A 16211-nucleotide genomic window follows, 5' to 3' on the forward strand; every position below is an offset into this window, starting at 1 on the left:
CCGGTTCACTTTCGTCTATTCGGGTACTTACTAATAGAGAGACGCGCGATGCGCTATGTTCCTCGCACTCATTTCATCTAACTTAGGAGGCTTTACACCATGGACCAACAACAGCTGGAACAGAAAATCACGGAAACTTTGGAACGCAACCGTTTCGGGTCTTTCGCCACGGTCGAAGGCGGCCGTCCGAAAGTGCGTTACATGACCGTATTTAATGAAGGAATGACGATCTATCTGGTGACAAGCGCCAAGACCCACAAGGTCGAAGAACTGGAACAGAACCCGAATGTGGCGCTCCTGCTCGGTTTTGAACAAGGCGGTACGCAGGACGAAGTCCAAGTCGAAGGTACAGCCGAAATCACGCGTGACGAAGAACTGCGCAAAAAGCTGTGGCACGATACATTCGAGCAGTGGCTCGAAGGACCGGACGATCCGAACTATGTCATCATCAAAATCACGCCTTCGCGTGCCGAATATGCCAAAAGCAAACATGAAGTCGAGGTATGGGAAGCTTAATTTTTTCCTGCTATCGCCTTCGTTTCTTCAAGCCCCAAACCGGTGCCAAACTGCCGGTTTGGGGCTTTTTCGTATAAAAATAGGATCGATTCATCTTGAAAGTAAAGAAAACACTAAAATATAAGCCGAAAGAACCCGATTCTAGTAGAGGGAAGTTGGGTAATAGGAGAAGATTATTCAGCTTGCTGTCTAGGTTGAATGGACCGGTTTTTTTGTCGGAGTGGAGCAGTCATCATTACAAGTTTGGGGGGTTCCTTCAATATGGAGCATATATGCAGCAGCTGTCAGCCGGTAAGACCCATCGAAGATTGGGGAACCGTTTATTTGCGTCCCGTGACGGATATGCTAAATCGGCTTGTGGAAGATCGCAATTGGAAAACAGGGCGAAACGGCTATGAGAGCGGCGTTCTCTTTTTTTCATATACGAGCAAAGAGCAGTTTCTGGAGATGGCGGAATGGCTGAACAGCCTGCCCGTTGAGTGGACCGATCCGCTGCAGGTGAAGATCTGCGGGGAACAAGATTCTCCGATGATGCTTCCTTGGCTGCCTTTCTCCCAGATTGCCGCGCGTTTTCAGAATATGGATATGGTAAGTATCATCACGCAGGAAAGATTTACGAGCTTCATGCAGCCGATCGTCAATGATCGGGAATCGATTGTCGCGTATGAGTTCCTGCTGCGCGCCGCTCCCGGCGAAGAACCGTTTAACCCGTTCGAGCTGTTCGACGTCGCCCGGCGTACCGGCATGCATTCGTTCCTCGACCGGGCGGCGCGGATTGCGGCGATTCGCCGAAGCGCGGAAGTCCTGCCAAGAGGCGTCAAACGGTTTATCAACTTCCTGCCGTCTTCGATCTACAATCCCGATTACTGCCTGAAGCATACGTTCGCCGCTATTCAGCGTTACGAACTGGACCCGCAGGATTTCGTGTTCGAAGTGGTGGAGACGGAGCGGATCAGCGATATGCCGCATCTGCAGCGGATCTTCAACGTCTATCGGTCGCGCGGCGTATTAGTGGCGCTGGACGATGTAGGGTCGGGCTATTCGACGCCGGAAGTCCTGGCCAACCTGAAACCGGATTTCGTCAAAATCGACCGGGGACTGATCGACCGCTGCGACGAATCTTCCGACAAACAGCGCCGGATCGAAGAGATCGTGGCGATCTCTGCGGGCTTTGGCGGGGTGGTTCTGGCGGAAGGCGTCGAACGGCGCGAAGAGTACGAGTTCTGCCGCAGCCGGGGAATCTCGCTTGCGCAGGGGTATTTGTTCGGTCGTCCATCCGCCGAGCCGATCGCGATCGGTTAATCTTCGCCGGATAGAAGAGGTTATGCCGGAGAAGCCTGCAATCGGGGCTTCTCCCTATTTGAGTGCAGGCGGATCCGCTTTTTTGCGGGTCCGCCTTTTGGCTGTGCGCTTGGATCCCGGAACAAGGCTGCCGTTTCCGTACCGGTATCTCCTGCGAATTTCACACCGGTAAGGCGTTTATGGTAAATTGGGAAGATGTGCGCGGCGCCGGCCTGCCGGTGCCTGGAAGCGAGCACAAGTATACATAGAAGAAAGTGGGAGAGAAATGGAAGAAACCTGGCTGTGGCTGAAGTACCTGATTCTGGGCATCGTACAGGGGGCGACCGAACCGATCCCCGTCTCGTCCAGCGGTCATCTCATCGTTGCGCAGCGTCTGCTCGGCGTGGACCAGGCGGGCCTGACGTTTGAAATCTTGACGAATACGGCCTCGCTGATCGCGATTATGTTTATTTACCGGCATGACATCGGGAGACTGATTAGGGGAAGCTGGACGTATATGCGCACCCGGGACGCGGCCTACAAATCAGATTTTATGTTCGCCTTGTATGTCGTGATCGGTACGATCCCGGCAGTCGTGATCGGCCTGCTGTTCAAAGACTGGATCGAAGCCACGTTCTCCTCCGTCAAGACGGTTGCGATTGCCCTGCTGTTCACCGGCCTTGCGCTGTGGCTGATCCGCAATATGCGCGGGCGCAAGCAGGACGGGGATCTGAAATTCCGAGATGCCCTGCTGGTCGGTCTGGCGCAGGCGGTGGCTCTGATCCCGGGCGTCAGCCGCTCCGGTTCGACCGTTATCGCGTCGATCGCGACGGGGATGAAGCAGGATACGGCGTTGCGCTTCTCGTTTATGCTCTATATCCCGATCAGTCTGGGCGCGATTGTCCTGGGCCTGCCGGACATCATCGAAGCGTCCGACGCCCCCGGCATGCTGCTGCCTTATGTGCTTGCGTTCTTTGCGACCCTGATCGTGACCTACTTCGCGATGAAGTGGTTTATGGGCATCATGGCCAAAGGCAATCTGAAGTATTTCTCTTATTACTGCTTTGTGGTCGGGATTTTGTTGTTGATCTTCTTGTAGGATTTAAAAAGCGCGCTTCTCCGGATGGAGGAGCGCGCTTTTTGGGTTTACGGCGATGCGCGCCCTTCCCGGGCGCGGTCGCGGTAATCTAAGCCTGGCGGCATAACCCGTCAGGCTCTTACTCTCAAGTCTCACACATGCTCGAACATCCGCTCCAGCGCCGCTTTGGCGTCTTCGGCAATCGCTACGGGGACTTTGATGATGCCGGTGGCTTCGCCGCGGTCGATACATTCCAGGGACCAGAGCAGATGCGGCAGATCGATCCGGTTCATGGTCAGGCACGGGCACATGTCTGGGTTGAGCGACACGATTTGTTGATTCGGGTGCTGGGCGGCCAGGCGGCGGACCAGGTTCATCTCGGTACCGACGGCCCATTTGGTGCCGGCCGGCGCTTCGTTGATCCGGTCGATGATGTATTTGGTGGAACCAGCATCGTCTGCCGCGATCACGACGTCATGCGTACATTCGGGATGCACGATGACGCGGATGTCGGGGTCTCGGCGTTTCATGTCCGCGATCTGCGCGGTGGTGAATTTCTCGTGGACCGAGCAGTGGCCTTTCCACAGGATGATCCGGATCTGCTCTGGGTCTTTGTCGGTGAGCAGGCGCTGCGCATAAGGGTCCCATACCGCCATCTCGTCCAGCGGAATCCCGAGCTGATAAGCGGTATTGCGTCCCAAATGCTGATCCGGCAGGAACAAGATCCGTTTGCGCTGCTTCAAGGCCCATTCGATGACCTGGCGGGCATTGGACGACGTGACGGTCGCGCCGCCGTGGCGTCCGACGAACGCTTTGATCTCGGCGGTCGAGTTGACGTAGGTCAGCGGCAGGATCGTATCGCCGACCTGTTCGGTCAGCAGGCGCCAGGCTTGCTCGGTCTGGACGATATTCGCCATGTCCGCCATGGAACATCCGGCCCGCTGGTCGGGCAGGATCACATGCTGGTGTTCCTGGGTCAGAATGTCGCACGTCTCGGCCATAAAATGCACGCCGCAGAACACGATATGACGAGCCTTGGTATTCAGGGAAGCCAGCCGGGCAAGCTCAAGCGAATCTCCGGTCACATCGGCAAACTGAATGACTTCGTCGCGCTGATAATGATGCCCAGGAATGAGCAGTTCGTCGCCGTATTTCTGTTTGATCTCCCGAACCCGGCGTTCCATTTCCGCAATGGGAATCTCGCGGTATGCATCGGGCATCAGTTGATATTGAGGCATTAATTCGTTAAAGATGGACATGAAGTCTCCTGCCTTTCCGCTGTCGGTCCACGTTCGGGATCCGGGATGATATCCATGCTGATGTCGAGGCTCGCTGCCGAGTGGGTGAGGAATCCGAGTGAAATATAATGGACGCCCGAGTCTCTGTACGTATGCAGAGTGTTCAGATCGATGCCGCCGGAAGCCTCCGTAATGATGGAAGGCGGCGTGATACGGGCAAAGCGGGTGACGGTATCCGGGTCGCAGTTATCGAACATGATGATATCCGCGCCGGCGGCAATCGCTTCCTGCAGCTGTTCTTCGTCTTCGATCTCGACCTCGATTTTGACCATATGACCGTGACGCGCCTGGGCTTTGGCGACGGCGGCCGCGATCGAGCCTTCCGCCGCGATATGGTTGTCCTTGATCATGATGCCGTCGTACAAGCCGAACCGGTGGTTATAGCCGCCGCCCGCAGTGACCGCGTGTTTTTCCAGCATGCGCAGTCCGGGTGTCGTCTTGCGGGTATCGCAGATCCGAATGGACGGATCGTTTAGCGCCTCGATCGCCCGCCGGGTCGCCGTGGCGATACCCGACATCCGCTGCAGCAGATTCAAGGCGACCCGTTCCCCGGTCAGCAGATTTGACGGACTGCCTTCGAGCGCGGCGATCGTGTCACCGGGTGCGATAGCATCTCCGTCCTGCTTAAGCAGGGTGACGCGGATCTCCGGATCGAGCAGGGCAAAAGCTTCGCGAATGACGTCGACGCCGGCCAGAATCCCGTGCTGCTTGGCATGGATGATCGCCCGCTGCGGCCCGGAATCCGAGATCAGCTGCGCGCTGAGATCGCCGCTGCCGATATCCTCCATATAGAAATGTTCCAGCATTTTTCTCAAAGCGATACGCTGCATGCTCGGATTGTCCTTTCTTTTTGCAAAATGGGGGCTGACTTGTGCGTATGGGTAATCGTTCGACCCGACCACTCGGGATCGAGCCGTACCGGATAATCTTCCCGATAATGGGCGCCTCGGCTCTCCGTACGCAGCAGGGCGGAGCGGACGACGAGCCGGGCAAGCTGCCACAGACGGGCCAACTCCGCTTGTTCGCGGCTGAGGTCCGAGAGAGGCACGAAGTCGGTCGGCAGGGTCTGCAGCCAGTGTGCCAACTGTTCGAGTCCTGCGGCATGGCGCACGATCGAAGCATGCAGGCTCATCTGCCGCTGAAGTTCGGCAAGTGCGACCCGCGGAACTTCGAGCGCGTCTTCCGAGCGGGCCGCCGGAGCCTTCTCTAGCACCGGATGCGCTTCGCCGGCATGCGGCCGCATCGCATAGTCGAAGCTGTGCCGCGCCGCTCTGCGGCCGACGACCAGCGCTTCGAGCAGCGAATTGCTGGCCAGTCGGTTCGCTCCGTGAAGGCCGGTACAGGCCGCTTCCCCGATCGCATACAAGCCGGGAACGCCGGTAGCGCCCGAAGCATCGACCTGGATTCCGCCCATCATGAAATGCATGCCGGGAACGACGGGAATCCGGCCGGATTCCACGTCGATGCCCGCCTGCTGCAGAATGCCGGTAATGGTCGGAAACCGCTCGCGAAAATGTTCGCAGCCGCGAATATCCAAATAGACGTTCCGGCCGCGCTGCATCTGTTCGTGAATCGCCCGGGCCACAATATCCCGCGGCGCGAGATCGCCGAGCGGATGACGGCCTGCCATGATCGGCACGTCGTCTTCATCCCGCAGTACGCCGCCTTCCCCTCGGACTGCCTCGGAGATCAAGCCGTAGGTTGTGCCATTTTTCACCAATACGGTCGGATGAAACTGCATGAATTCCAGATCGCACAATTCGGCTCCCGCTTCGTAAGCCAGCATCAGACCGTCTCCCGTGATCCCGGAGCTGCCGGTGTAATGGGCATACAGACTGCCGCATCCGCCGCTTGCCAGCACGATCGCGTCCGCCCGAAACTCGGTCAGTCGGCCTTCGTGCAGAGCCAGAACCCCGGTGCAGCGGCCTTCTTCGACGATAAGCTTCAACGCGGTTGCCTGCTCGACGACCGAAGCGCGTCCGGCGGTTCGGGTCAGCAGGTATTCCATCAGCACCCGGCCGGTGGCATCTCCGCCCGCATGAAAGATCCGGTGGAACGAGTGCGCTCCTTCCAGGCCGAGCCGGATCCGGTTCCGGGCATCGCGGTCGAAAGGAAATCCGCCCTGCGCCAACTGCCCGATCAGGCGGCTGCCTTCGGACAGCAGCTCCGCCGCGAGAGCGGAATCGCTGTGACCGTCTCCGGCCGTCAGCGTATCCTGCACATGCGAGTCGACCGAATCTTCCGGCAGACGGACGGCGGCGATACCGCCCTGGGCGAACATGGAGTTGCCGCCCCGGACCGAATCTTTGGTCAGAAGCTGTACCCGGCAGCCTGCGGGCAGTGCGTCGATCAGCGAGAGGGCTGCCGCTCCGGCTCCGACAATCAGTACGGATGGCTTGGACAAGGTCGATCCCCTCACTTTCGTAGAATGTTTACAAGTTTAATTGCAGGTGTCTTGACACCTATATTTACATAAACATAAACTAAACTCAAGTCCATTTTCATAAATCGCTGGATTTATGCCGGAAAAGAGGTTAGGAATGATTTATTTGGATTACGCGGCGTCTTCGCCTCTGTGCGAGGAAGCTTTACAAACATTAATGACCATGAGCCGGGATGTATATGCGAACGCAAGCAGTCTGCATGACGGGGGAGGGCGCGCTGCCCATATCGTGGAACGAAGCCGGGAATTCGTGGCCGGATTGATCGGTGGGCACCCGGACGGCCTGTTCTTCACGGGCGGCGGCACGGAGTCGAATATCCTGGCGATTCAGTCGTTGGCCGGGGCGCTGCCGCCGGGCCGCCGACATATTCTGATCTCCGCGCTGGAACATCATTCGGTCAAGCTCGCGGCTGCCGGACTGGTCCCGCTCGGATACGAGGTCGAAGTGATTGCGCCGGATGCGTCGGGACGGATCGGTCCCGGGCAGATCGAGCCGCTGCTTCGGCCCGGTACCGGTCTGGTCTCGGTGCAGCACGCCAATTCGGAAACGGGACTTGTGCAGGATCTGCCTGCGATCGGCGCTTTTTTGCATGAACGGGGTATTCTCCTGCATAGCGATGCCGTACAGTCTTTTGGGAAAATCGGCTTCTCCGTCCGGGAGCTGGAGGTGGATGCCCTGTCTGTCTCGGCCCACAAAGTACAGGGACCCAAAGGCGTAGGCGCGGTCTATATCCGCCCCGGCGTGCCGTTTGCTCCGCTGTATCCGGGGACGCTGCATGAGAGCGGCTTCCGGCCGGGCACGGTCAATGTGCCGGGCATTGCCGCTTTTGCCGCCGCTGCCGTCTACACATGCGGGCAGCGGGAAGAGCGGACGCAGCAGTATCGCCGCCTGAGGCAGCATCTGAAGCAGCAGTTCCAGGCTTGCGGCCTGTCCGCCTACCTGGTGGTTGACCGGCTGCCGGGAGGAGAAGTGAATGTGCTGCCCCATATCGCAGGCTGCGCCGGCTTGGGATACGAAGGGCAGTATGTTATGCTGGAATGCAATCGAAAAGGCATCTGCATCTCGACAGGGAGCGCCTGTTCTTCGGGGCATCACACCGTTCCGGATACGCTGGTCTCGCTGGGATTGTCGGAAGGGGAAGGCCATTCGTTTTTCCGGATTTCATTCGGCCCCGATACGACGACGCAGCATCTGGACCTTTTGGTGCAGACCCTGCACGAACTGGAGCAAACCAAAAAAGAAGGGAGTTTCTTGTGAATTCCTATGGAAGAAATCAAATTAACGGGCGAACAGCGGCGTGAGAAGCTGCTGGAATGGCTCAAAGCATCTTCTCCGCTGACCGGAAGCGAGCTGGCTCGAAGAGCTTCCGTCTCCAGACAGGTCATTGTTCAGGACGTGACGCTGCTCAAAGCCCGCAATCATGCGATTCTGGCGACCAGTCAGGGATACGTGTATCTGAAGCCAAGCGACGAACCGAACGCCCGGCGAATCGTAGCCTGCAGACACGACCGCTCGCGCACGGAAGAAGAACTGCTGCTGCTCGTGGATTACGGGGTCAGCGTCGACGACGTGATTATCGAGCATCCGGTATACGGCGAATTAACGGCGCTGATCCGGGTTGGCACGCGAAGCGAAGTGTATGAATTTATCGAAAAAATCACTTCAACGGGAGCATCTTATTTGTCGGAATTGACGGACGGCGTTCATCTGCATACGATCTCCGCACCCGATACGGTCCGGATCGACAAAGCGTGCGAAGCCTTGAGAAAAGCGGGATTTTTGATCGAGGACTGAGTAGGGAAAGCGGCAGGATCGGATCAGAATCAAATCGGCGATTGCGGCCCGTAAGCCCGGGCGGCAGCCGACCCAAGACCCCTGTTCTTCTTTATGAAGAATAGGGGTTTTTCAATAGGCGCGGAGCCGTGTATGATCAATAGGGAAGTCCGGCTTGCTCAACTAAGGACGGTGTAAAATGAATAGCGGGTTTATTGTAGGGATGATCGTGATCAATACGGCGTTTTGGCTGGTCTGCTGCCTGGGGACAGCCCATGCGGTTCGGTTCCTGCCCAAGTCCTGGTATGAGGGGAATGATTGGTTCTTCTCGGAACGTTCTTTTGAGAAAAATGTCTACAAAAAAATCCGGCTCGACCGGTGGAAACACAAGCTTCCGGAAGCCGGAGGGTTATGGAAATTCCAAAAGAAAAATCTCAACGAGAAACTTACGGCGGAGTATGCGGATAAATTCATTTTGGAAACGAAGTATGGGGAAGTTGGACATTTATGCATGGCGATTCTGGGTTTTGCCTGCATCTGGATCAATCCTAGCGAGTATGCGCTTGTGTTCTTGATTTGCGCGATCGTGAACGTGATCGTTCAGATCCCGTTTTGTTTGATTCAGAGGTATAACAGACCGCGGCTGGTTCGTTTGAGAGCACGGTTAGCACGCAAGAGCAGGGAATTTCAAGACGTATAAAATAACCGCCGAACCGGTTCCGAGGGTTAACCTGACAAGAGATGTCGATATTTCCGGTTCAATTCTTTGGAATATTGTCTTTTTTGAATATCTGATAATCTCCGCCGGGATAATTCACAAACAGGTTTCCGGAATCGTCTTGAAAAACCTCGGTTCCCTCATCAAGAGCATTAGAAGAAAGATTTTCCGTAGGTGAAGTATCAGCAGACACTCGTTTTGATATTTCCCCTATTTTTGTTAAGTTTTCTTTTGATATTTTGAGCGCTTCATGTCCGCGATAGCGTGTGTCTTCATACAGGATAATGGCTCCATAAGATGCCTCGCTGTTCTTGGATGGACTGCATGCACTTAATACACTTAGGAGTGACAAAAATAAGAAGAGTAAGGATGTTAGTTTTGGTGACCGTTTAATAGACTTCATATTTTCATTCCTTTCGTATATGTCCAATTCTATTTGAAAAAAGCCTTCTCAAGTTCATCTTACACGGCCTATCTTGTAGTTTGAGCCACTGAAGTTATTAACGCTTGGGGAAGTTACTCGGAATACAAAGAATGGAAAAACAATAAATGTTACGGTACAATTGATAATACTCTTCCTTATATCCACAGAAATGGTGCAGTAGTATCAATCTATAGATAATAGTTTATCGAAAGGTCAGGATACTTATGAAAATCAAATCGATAATTGCCGGCCTCTTAGGGGCTATGTTATTTAGCACATTCAGCCCCGTAACTTCTACTGCCGAGGCTGCTAATATTGTACCGGTTTATTTGAAAGTCGGAAAGTATTCGATCCTCTATACTCAACCTGCCCCGCCGTTTGCCGACGAAGCGCATCGGGTGCAGGTGCCGCTCCGGTCGATCGAAGACTTGTTAGGCGGAAAAGTGAAATACAACTCGGTGTCTAAGACCGCAGATGTAGAGTGGGTCGGGCATACGTTCCAAATCACGGTCGGCTCCAAAATGGCTCGAATCGATGGAAAGACGGTAGAAATGGATACGACGCCTATTTTGAAAAGCCAAGCGATGTTTCTTCCGATCCGCTTCTTCCTTGATGCGACCGATCTGAAGTGGCGTTGGGATCAAGAGGGGCAGCAGCTTGTATTGTCGGATGAGCGTGTCATCGCAGGGGAACCTTTTGAAGACTTTATGCTCATGGACGGTCCGGTCGTGAAAGATGAACAGGCGCTGGTCATTCAATCGTATTCGGTCGAAGGGAATTACATGACGATCAACGCTCTGAACGTATCGGGTCATGCGATTGCTGCTGGCAAGACGGATATTCAACCTCTCTTTCATTATCGGAATGGACAATTCTCTATAGACCCTTATAATCGCCCAATCGCGCTTCCTTTAGACGCAGTACAAAAGGGCGGCATCGTTAGCAAGAAAGTGCAAGGTCGTATAACGGAAGATATGGACTACGTGATTACGGTTGGACGCGAACTAAAATAAACCACACAAAAAAGACCGACATCCCCGAAGGGTGTCGGTCTTTCCATTTCGCCAATCGCCGTGCTTAAGACAACCGCGAACTATAATCCTCGAACTTGAACTCGCGGATCACCTTGATCCCTTCCTCGTCGCTGTACGAAGCGATCGAAGGCAGGTTCACGCCGTTGAACATATGGTTCTTGACCATGGTGTAATGTGCCATGTCGCCGAAGACCAGCTTGTCGCCGATTTCGAGCGGACGGTCGAACGAGTAGTCGCCGATCACGTCGCCGGCCAGGCAGGTCATGCCGCCGAGACGGTACGTGATCGCTTTCTCGCCCGGCATGCCTGCGCCGTCGATGCTCGGACGGTACGGCATCGCCAGCACGTCCGGCATATGGCACTCGGCCGACGTATCGAGAATGGCGATATCCATGCCGTTCTTCATCGTGTCGAGTACGGTCGCCACCAGGTAGCCGGTGTTCAGCGCGATCGCTTCGCCCGGCTCCAGGTAGACCTGCACGTCGTACTTATCGCGCGCGAACTCGATGCAGCGGATCAGGCGCTCGACGTCGTAGTCGGGACGCGTGATATGGTGGCCGCCGCCGAAGTTCAGCCATTTCATCTTGGAGATGACATGTCCGAATTTCTCGTCGACGACTTTGAGCGTGTTCTCCAGCGTATCGGAGTTCTGCTCGCACATCGTATGGAAATGCAGGCCGTCGATGCCTTCCAGATCGCTCTCGTCGAAGTTCTCAAGCGTAATGCCCATACGGGAGTACGGCGAGCACGGATCGTACAGCGGCACTTCAAGCTCCGAATATTCCGGGTTGATGCGCAGGCCTACTTCGATCTTGCGGCCCGGGTAGTTCAGGACTTTGTCTTTGAACTTGCGCCACTGCGCAAACGAGTTGAACACGATGTGATCGGTATAGCTCAGCAGTTCGTCGAACTCGCGATCGACGTAAGCCGGCGCGTATACGTGCACTTCCTTGCCCATTTTCTCGTAGCCGAGACGCGCTTCGAACAGCGAGCTGGACGTGACGCCCGCCAGATACTTGCCGACCAGGGGATACTCCGCGAACATGGAGAATCCTTTCTGGGCGAGCAGGATCTTGGCGCCGGTACGTGCCTGCACGGAGCCGAGCAGTTCAAGGTTCTTGGTGAGCAGACGCTCGTCCACGACGTAGCAGGGAGAAGGGACGGCGCTGAAATCGATATCTGTCATGATGTTTTCTTAAGCCCCTTTTAGTCCAGCAGCGTCGGCGAGAAATCCTCGACCCACGGCAGGCCCTGTTTGTTCAGTTCTTCCATGAACGGGTCCGGATCGAACTCTTCCACGTTGTAGACGCCCGGTTTTTTCCAGAGGCCTTTGAGGACCATCATGGCACCGATCATCGCCGGCACGCCGGTTGTGTAGGAGATCGCCTGGGAACCCACTTCGCGGTAGCATTCTTCGTGATCGCATACGTTGTAGACGTAGTACGTTTTCGGTTCTCCGTTTTTGGTGCCCTGGAAAATGCAGCCGATGTTCGTTTTGCCTTTCGTTCTCGGTCCGAGCGAAGCCGGGTCCGGCAGAACGGCTTTCAGGAACTGAAGCGGCGCGATTTTTTGGCCTTCGAAGTCGATCGGTTCGATCGAAGTCATGCCCACGTTCTCGAGTACCTTCAGGTGGTTCAGGTAGTTTTGCGAGAACGTCATCCAGAAGCGGATCTTTTTGAGGCCCGGCATATTCTCGGCGAGCGACTCCAGCTCTTCATGATACAGAAGGTAGATGTCTTTCGGTCCGATTTCCGGCAGGTCGTAGACTTTTTTCTCCGTCAGAGGTTCGGTCTCGATCCATTCTCCGTTTTCCCAGTAGCGGCCCTTCGCCGTGATCTCGCGGATATTGATCTCCGGGTTGAAGTTGGTCGCGAACGGATAGCCGTGATCGCCGGCATTGGCGTCCACGATATCGATCTGGTGGATCTCGTCGAAGTAATGCTTCAGTGCGTAAGCGCTGAATACGCCGGTTACGCCCGGGTCGAAGCCGCTGCCTAGAACTGCCGTAAGGCCGGCTTTCTCGAACTTCTCGCGGTACGCCCACTGCCATTTATATTCGAATTTCGGATTGTCGAGCGGCTCGTAGTTGGCCGTGTCGAGGTAATGCACGCCCGTCTCCAGGCAGGCATCCATGATGGTCAGATCCTGATAAGGGAGCGCCACGTTGATTACGATATCCGGCCCGAAGCTTTTGATCAGCTCCACGACTTCTTCCGTACGGTCGGCGTCGACCTGCGCAACGGAAATCTTCGTGCGTCCTCCGTCCAACTTGGTCTTCAAAGCTTCACACTTCGACAGCGTGCGACTCGCGATACAAATTTCCTCAAATACGTCAGGATTCTGGACACACTTATGCACGACAACGCTTGCTACGCCGCCGGCACCGATAATCAATGCTTTTCCCAAAATCAAGTCCCCCCTTAGTCCGTTTGAAAAGATAGTGTTCCGTTTGTTTTGACCTTCAAGAAATAAACGCTGGTTAAAAAATCAACAAGAAGGATTATACAAATAATATCGCAAAAACACAAGAAAAACACGAAAAAAACGGCTTTTTACGGAATCAACCTAGGATTTTAACATAGTTTTTACAGTAATCCTCCGTAATCCGGCTTATTCCTCCGTTTTGTCCATGCAGCAGGCCATTTCGAAGCCGTATCGGAGCGCAGCGGGCCTACAGGAGCGGAAGGGGCGTTTCTTCTCTTTATTAACCGGATGCGCCGGGCGGCAACCTGCCGGAGAACGGAAGCGGACGTTGGCCGACCCGAGAGACGCTGGGCAGAGAAAACGTTAAGCTTATTTGTGGGAAAATTTAAAAAGAAAAGACTGCTCCAATACCGATATAGGTTTGGAGGCAGTCTTTTTGTCGCGGCTCGACTTCAAGGTCGGCGGCTTCGTATAATAGAAGAAAACGTATGAGTGCGGATGATGGGATCTGCGGCTTGGCGGGAGTTGGAGAGGAGCCTGAAGGTTTGTTTATTCGCATTGTCATTTCTTTGCTCGTGTACCACGGGTTTCTTTTGTATATCGGTTGGAATCTATGGAAAGGGATCAAGGCGTTCCGACCGGACGTTCGGCGGAGGTGGCTGGTCGTCTTGTCGGCGGGACTGCTGATCGCGGCCTGGTCGATGATTTTCCGGTTCGTATTCAGCGAATATGCCTGGGCACATTGGGCGGCGGGCATTTGGTTGATCTTCGCCTATCTGATGGTGCTTGTCCTGCCGCTGACGAACTTGACGGTTGTGCTGCTCCGAATCTTCACCCGGATCGACCGGCGCAAGTTGACCCGCTCCGTATCGGCTGCGGCGCTGGCCTTGACGGTGCTGCTGGGCGCGTTTGGCGTGTTCAGCGCCTACAGCCCGGTCGTGCTCACGTACGACGTGAAGATTGCGAAGCCGGCGCTGGACGGGCGCAAGTCGATGAAGATCGTCATGGCGGCGGATATGCACTTCGGTGCGTTATCCGGACCGGGGCATGCCAAGCGGATGGTGCGTCTGATCAACGAACAATCGCCTGATCTGGTGCTGTTCCCGGGCGATCTGGTCGACGACGATATTGTCCAGTACGTCAAACAGGGCATTCCCGAGATTCTAAAAGGGATCCAAGCTCCGGTCTATGCGTCGCTTGGCAATCATGATCGCTTGGAAGCGGGCGATACGGAGCTGATCGATACGCTGGAAGAAAGCGGGATGACTCTCATGTACGACGAGGTGATTTCGGAGAATCTGCCGGTCACCCTGATCGGACGCAAAGACCGCACCGACCCGAGCCGGTTGTCTGTCGCGAAGCTTGCGTCGCAGGCCGATCCGGCGTCGCCGCTTGTCCTGCTGGACCATCAGCCGTACGAGCTAGAGCTGGCGGCGGAAGCGGGGATCGATCTTGAAGTGTCCGGCCATACGCACCGCGGCCAGATCTTCCCGGCGAACTTTATCACGAACCGGATCTACGAGAACGACTGGGGCTATCTGCGCAAAGGTAACATGGATTCGATCGTGACGTCCGGCTACGGCTTCTGGGGACTTCCGATGCGGATGGGTACGCGGTCGGAACTTACGGTGATTAACGTGGCTTTTGAATAAAAAAGAACGGGAAGCCGCCGATCCTTGGTATGCCGGGCTGCGGGTTATCGATCGACTGCCTCAGTAGGCACATCGTGGACGACAAATCGAAGAATGCAAAACGATCCGTTGAACGTCTCCGTCTGAACGTCAAAAACCCGGCCTCTTCCGAGAGCCGGGTTTTTGACGTTTATTTTGCCGTGCCAGGGATGTATGGGATTGGACTATCCAACATAGCTCGAACACAGACATCGGCATAGGAGAGCGAACCTGTTGCCAGCGATTTACTTTTTCAGCGATTCGTAAGCATCCGCGATCTTCGCATTCTCGCCGCTGTCCTCGGTGAAGCCGGTCGCTTCGGCGATTGCGCCTTCCAGACCTTTTTCCTCGATGGAAGCTTGAAGTTCGACAGACTGTTTGTCTTCCGGGTTGTTGTAATGCAGAGCGGCGGCGATACCGGTCAGCAGATTGTCGATCGGCAGGTCGAGGCTCAGCGCCATCCGCGCCGGGCCGCTCAGACGGTCGTTCGGTCCGAGCTTGCGCAGCGGTTCGCGGCCCACGCGGCTGACATCGTCGTTGAGGTACGGATTGCGGAAGCGTTTCTCGATCTTGTCGATGTATTTGGCATGTTCGGCGGCGTCAAAACCGTGTTCTTTGACCAGAGCCGCACCGCTCTCTTCCATCGCGCCGCGCACGACCGCACGGATAGAATCGTCTTCGATCGCTTTGTCGACCGTAGGCAGTCCTTTGAGGTAGCCGAGGTAAGCGGTGATCGCGTGGCCCGTGTTCAGGGTGTACAGCTTGCGCTGCACGTAAGCGACCAGCGTATCGGTCAGCTTCATGCCTTCGATCGTCGGCACGCCGCCCTTAAACGCCGGCTCTTCCACGATCCATTCGAAGAACGATTCCACGCCTACGTCGAGCAGGTTGTTGCCTTTGAACGGAGGCACGATTCGGTCGACCGAACAGTTCGGGAAGCCGACATGCTCGTCCGCATAGGCTTTGGCATCGTCGGACAGATGCGTGTAGACCTGCTCTTTGAGGTGGGAACTCGCCCCGACCATGTTCTCGCAGGCGATGATGTTGAGCGCGCCCGCGCCGGATTTGACGCGTTCTTCGAGGCCTGCGGCAATGTTGACGGCAATGAATTTAAGCACGTTTGGGCCGACGGCCGTCGTGATGATCTCGGCTTCGGCAATATGCTTGGACATGTCCGGGCTGTTCGACAGGCAGCCGGACACGCCGGTCACCGGAATCTCGCGCTTGTCGAGATCGAGGATCTGGATCGTATAGCCGTGCTTTTCGTTCAGTTCGTTGATCATGGCTTCGTTGACATCGGCAAAGACGAGTTCGTACCCGGCTTCGACGAGCAGAGCTCCGATGAAGCCGCGTCCGATATTTCCCGCTCCGAATTGAATCGCTTTTTTGGTCATGGGTGATACCTCCGTGTGGGGGGTTCGAATATTTCGCCTGTCGCTCAGGTTGTTTTCCTACGGAAAGCCAAAAGTCGCTCCAGTCGAAATATTCGAACCCGGGATGTGGAAAAAGTTTTTTCTAAAAAGAGTTCAACACTTCAAAACACATCAAACC

Annotated in this window: 15 protein-coding genes; 8 read left to right on the top strand and 7 right to left on the bottom strand. The window is 55.4% G+C overall.

Going from position 1 to position 16211, the window contains the following annotated elements:
* Positions 1–99 precede the first annotated feature (99 nt).
* The 3 genes from HRQ60_RS10185 to HRQ60_RS10195 all read left to right on the top strand — a co-directional run bounded on the left by HRQ60_RS10185 (position 100) and on the right by HRQ60_RS10195 (position 2896).
* On the top strand, positions 100–516 hold the full coding sequence (locus HRQ60_RS10185) for a pyridoxamine 5'-phosphate oxidase family protein (protein ID WP_172195702.1): 417 nt from the start codon (positions 100–102) through the stop codon (positions 514–516).
* Positions 517–777: 261 nt separating this feature from the next.
* A complete protein-coding gene (locus HRQ60_RS10190; RefSeq protein WP_172195703.1) occupies positions 778–1818 on the top strand; it encodes an EAL domain-containing protein in 1041 nt (346 codons plus the stop codon).
* 265 nt (positions 1819–2083) lie between these two features.
* Complete coding sequence (locus HRQ60_RS10195; protein ID WP_172195704.1) at positions 2084–2896, top strand: undecaprenyl-diphosphate phosphatase; 813 nt, start codon at positions 2084–2086, stop codon at positions 2894–2896.
* Between the two features lie 131 nt (positions 2897–3027).
* On the opposite strand, the gene nadA is transcribed toward HRQ60_RS10195, so the two are convergent.
* From nadA to nadB, 3 genes are read right to left on the bottom strand one after another with little or no spacing between them, the layout of a single operon-like run.
* Positions 3028–4134, bottom strand: a complete 1107-nt coding sequence (gene nadA, locus HRQ60_RS10200; RefSeq protein ID WP_172195705.1) for a quinolinate synthase NadA — start codon at positions 4132–4134, stop codon at positions 3028–3030.
* Positions 4113–5003, bottom strand: coding sequence for a carboxylating nicotinate-nucleotide diphosphorylase (gene nadC, locus HRQ60_RS10205; RefSeq protein WP_172195706.1), 891 nt, complete (start codon positions 5001–5003; stop codon positions 4113–4115). The genes nadA and nadC overlap by 22 nt, the downstream gene beginning before the upstream one ends.
* Positions 4985–6577, bottom strand: coding sequence for an L-aspartate oxidase (gene nadB / locus HRQ60_RS10210; protein ID WP_172195707.1), 1593 nt, complete (start codon positions 6575–6577; stop codon positions 4985–4987). Before nadB ends, nadC begins: the two co-directional genes overlap by 19 nt.
* 136 nt (positions 6578–6713) lie before the next feature.
* Here nadB and HRQ60_RS10215 point away from each other — a divergent pair, with 136 nt between their 5' ends.
* The 3 genes from HRQ60_RS10215 to HRQ60_RS10225 all read left to right on the top strand — a co-directional run bounded on the left by HRQ60_RS10215 (position 6714) and on the right by HRQ60_RS10225 (position 9090).
* Positions 6714–7874: an IscS subfamily cysteine desulfurase gene (locus tag HRQ60_RS10215; RefSeq protein WP_172195708.1), complete on the top strand. Its 1161-nt coding sequence runs from the start codon at positions 6714–6716 to the stop codon at positions 7872–7874.
* Positions 7875–7880: 6 nt separating this feature from the next.
* Positions 7881–8411 (top strand): transcription repressor NadR, encoded by a 531-nt coding sequence (locus HRQ60_RS10220; RefSeq protein WP_172195709.1) that lies wholly within the window; start codon positions 7881–7883, stop codon positions 8409–8411.
* Positions 8412–8589: 178 nt separating this feature from the next.
* On the top strand, positions 8590–9090 hold the full coding sequence (locus tag HRQ60_RS10225) for a glycosyl-4,4'-diaponeurosporenoate acyltransferase CrtO family protein (RefSeq protein WP_172195710.1): 501 nt from the start codon (positions 8590–8592) through the stop codon (positions 9088–9090).
* Between the two features lie 58 nt (positions 9091–9148).
* On the opposite strand, the gene HRQ60_RS10230 is transcribed toward HRQ60_RS10225, so the two are convergent.
* Complete coding sequence (locus HRQ60_RS10230) at positions 9149–9511, bottom strand: hypothetical protein (RefSeq protein WP_172195711.1); 363 nt, start codon at positions 9509–9511, stop codon at positions 9149–9151.
* 245 nt (positions 9512–9756) lie between these two features.
* On the opposite strand from HRQ60_RS10230, the gene HRQ60_RS10235 reads away from it, so the two are divergent.
* A complete protein-coding gene (locus tag HRQ60_RS10235; protein ID WP_172195712.1) occupies positions 9757–10545 on the top strand; it encodes a copper amine oxidase N-terminal domain-containing protein in 789 nt (262 codons plus the stop codon).
* Positions 10546–10609: 64 nt separating this feature from the next.
* Here the strand turns inward: HRQ60_RS10235 and nspC are convergent, their stop codons facing one another.
* Together nspC and HRQ60_RS10245 are read right to left on the bottom strand one after the other, a co-directional pair.
* Positions 10610–11752, bottom strand: a complete 1143-nt coding sequence (nspC, locus tag HRQ60_RS10240) for a carboxynorspermidine decarboxylase (protein WP_172195713.1) — start codon at positions 11750–11752, stop codon at positions 10610–10612.
* Between the two features lie 20 nt (positions 11753–11772).
* On the bottom strand, positions 11773–12972 hold the full coding sequence (locus tag HRQ60_RS10245) for a saccharopine dehydrogenase family protein (protein ID WP_141448243.1): 1200 nt from the start codon (positions 12970–12972) through the stop codon (positions 11773–11775).
* A gap of 563 nt (positions 12973–13535) precedes the next feature.
* Between HRQ60_RS10245 and HRQ60_RS10250 the strand changes: the two genes are divergently transcribed.
* Positions 13536–14642, top strand: coding sequence for a metallophosphoesterase (locus HRQ60_RS10250; RefSeq protein WP_172195714.1), 1107 nt, complete (start codon positions 13536–13538; stop codon positions 14640–14642).
* A 263-nt stretch (positions 14643–14905) separates the two neighbouring features.
* On the opposite strand, the gene HRQ60_RS10255 is transcribed toward HRQ60_RS10250, so the two are convergent.
* Positions 14906–16054 (bottom strand): mannitol-1-phosphate 5-dehydrogenase, encoded by a 1149-nt coding sequence (locus tag HRQ60_RS10255; RefSeq protein WP_172195715.1) that lies wholly within the window; start codon positions 16052–16054, stop codon positions 14906–14908.
* Positions 16055–16211 lie beyond the last annotated feature (157 nt).

The sequence above is a fragment of the Saccharibacillus qingshengii genome (genome assembly GCF_013185195.1).
Lineage (GTDB): Bacteria > Bacillota > Bacilli > Paenibacillales > Paenibacillaceae > Saccharibacillus > Saccharibacillus qingshengii.

What these genes read in the sequence shown, in the direction of transcription:
- HRQ60_RS10185 (WP_172195702.1), top strand. Translation starts at nt 100, where the DNA reads ATGGACCAACAACAGCTGGAACAGAAAATCACGGAAACTTTGGAACGC.
- HRQ60_RS10190 (WP_172195703.1), top strand. Translation starts at nt 778, where the DNA reads ATGGAGCATATATGCAGCAGCTGTCAGCCGGTAAGACCCATCGAAGAT.
- HRQ60_RS10195 (WP_172195704.1), top strand. Translation starts at nt 2,084, where the DNA reads ATGGAAGAAACCTGGCTGTGGCTGAAGTACCTGATTCTGGGCATCGTA.
- nadA (WP_172195705.1), bottom strand. Translation starts at nt 4,134, where the DNA reads ATGTCCATCTTTAACGAATTAATGCCTCAATATCAACTGATGCCCGAT.
- nadC (WP_172195706.1), bottom strand. Translation starts at nt 5,003, where the DNA reads ATGCAGCGTATCGCTTTGAGAAAAATGCTGGAACATTTCTATATGGAG.
- HRQ60_RS10215 (WP_172195708.1), top strand. Translation starts at nt 6,714, where the DNA reads ATGATTTATTTGGATTACGCGGCGTCTTCGCCTCTGTGCGAGGAAGCT.
- HRQ60_RS10220 (WP_172195709.1), top strand. Translation starts at nt 7,881, where the DNA reads ATGGAAGAAATCAAATTAACGGGCGAACAGCGGCGTGAGAAGCTGCTG.
- HRQ60_RS10225 (WP_172195710.1), top strand. Translation starts at nt 8,590, where the DNA reads ATGAATAGCGGGTTTATTGTAGGGATGATCGTGATCAATACGGCGTTT.
- HRQ60_RS10230 (WP_172195711.1), bottom strand. Translation starts at nt 9,511, where the DNA reads ATGAAGTCTATTAAACGGTCACCAAAACTAACATCCTTACTCTTCTTA.
- HRQ60_RS10235 (WP_172195712.1), top strand. Translation starts at nt 9,757, where the DNA reads ATGAAAATCAAATCGATAATTGCCGGCCTCTTAGGGGCTATGTTATTT.
- nspC (WP_172195713.1), bottom strand. Translation starts at nt 11,752, where the DNA reads ATGACAGATATCGATTTCAGCGCCGTCCCTTCTCCCTGCTACGTCGTG.
- HRQ60_RS10255 (WP_172195715.1), bottom strand. Translation starts at nt 16,054, where the DNA reads ATGACCAAAAAAGCGATTCAATTCGGAGCGGGAAATATCGGACGCGGC.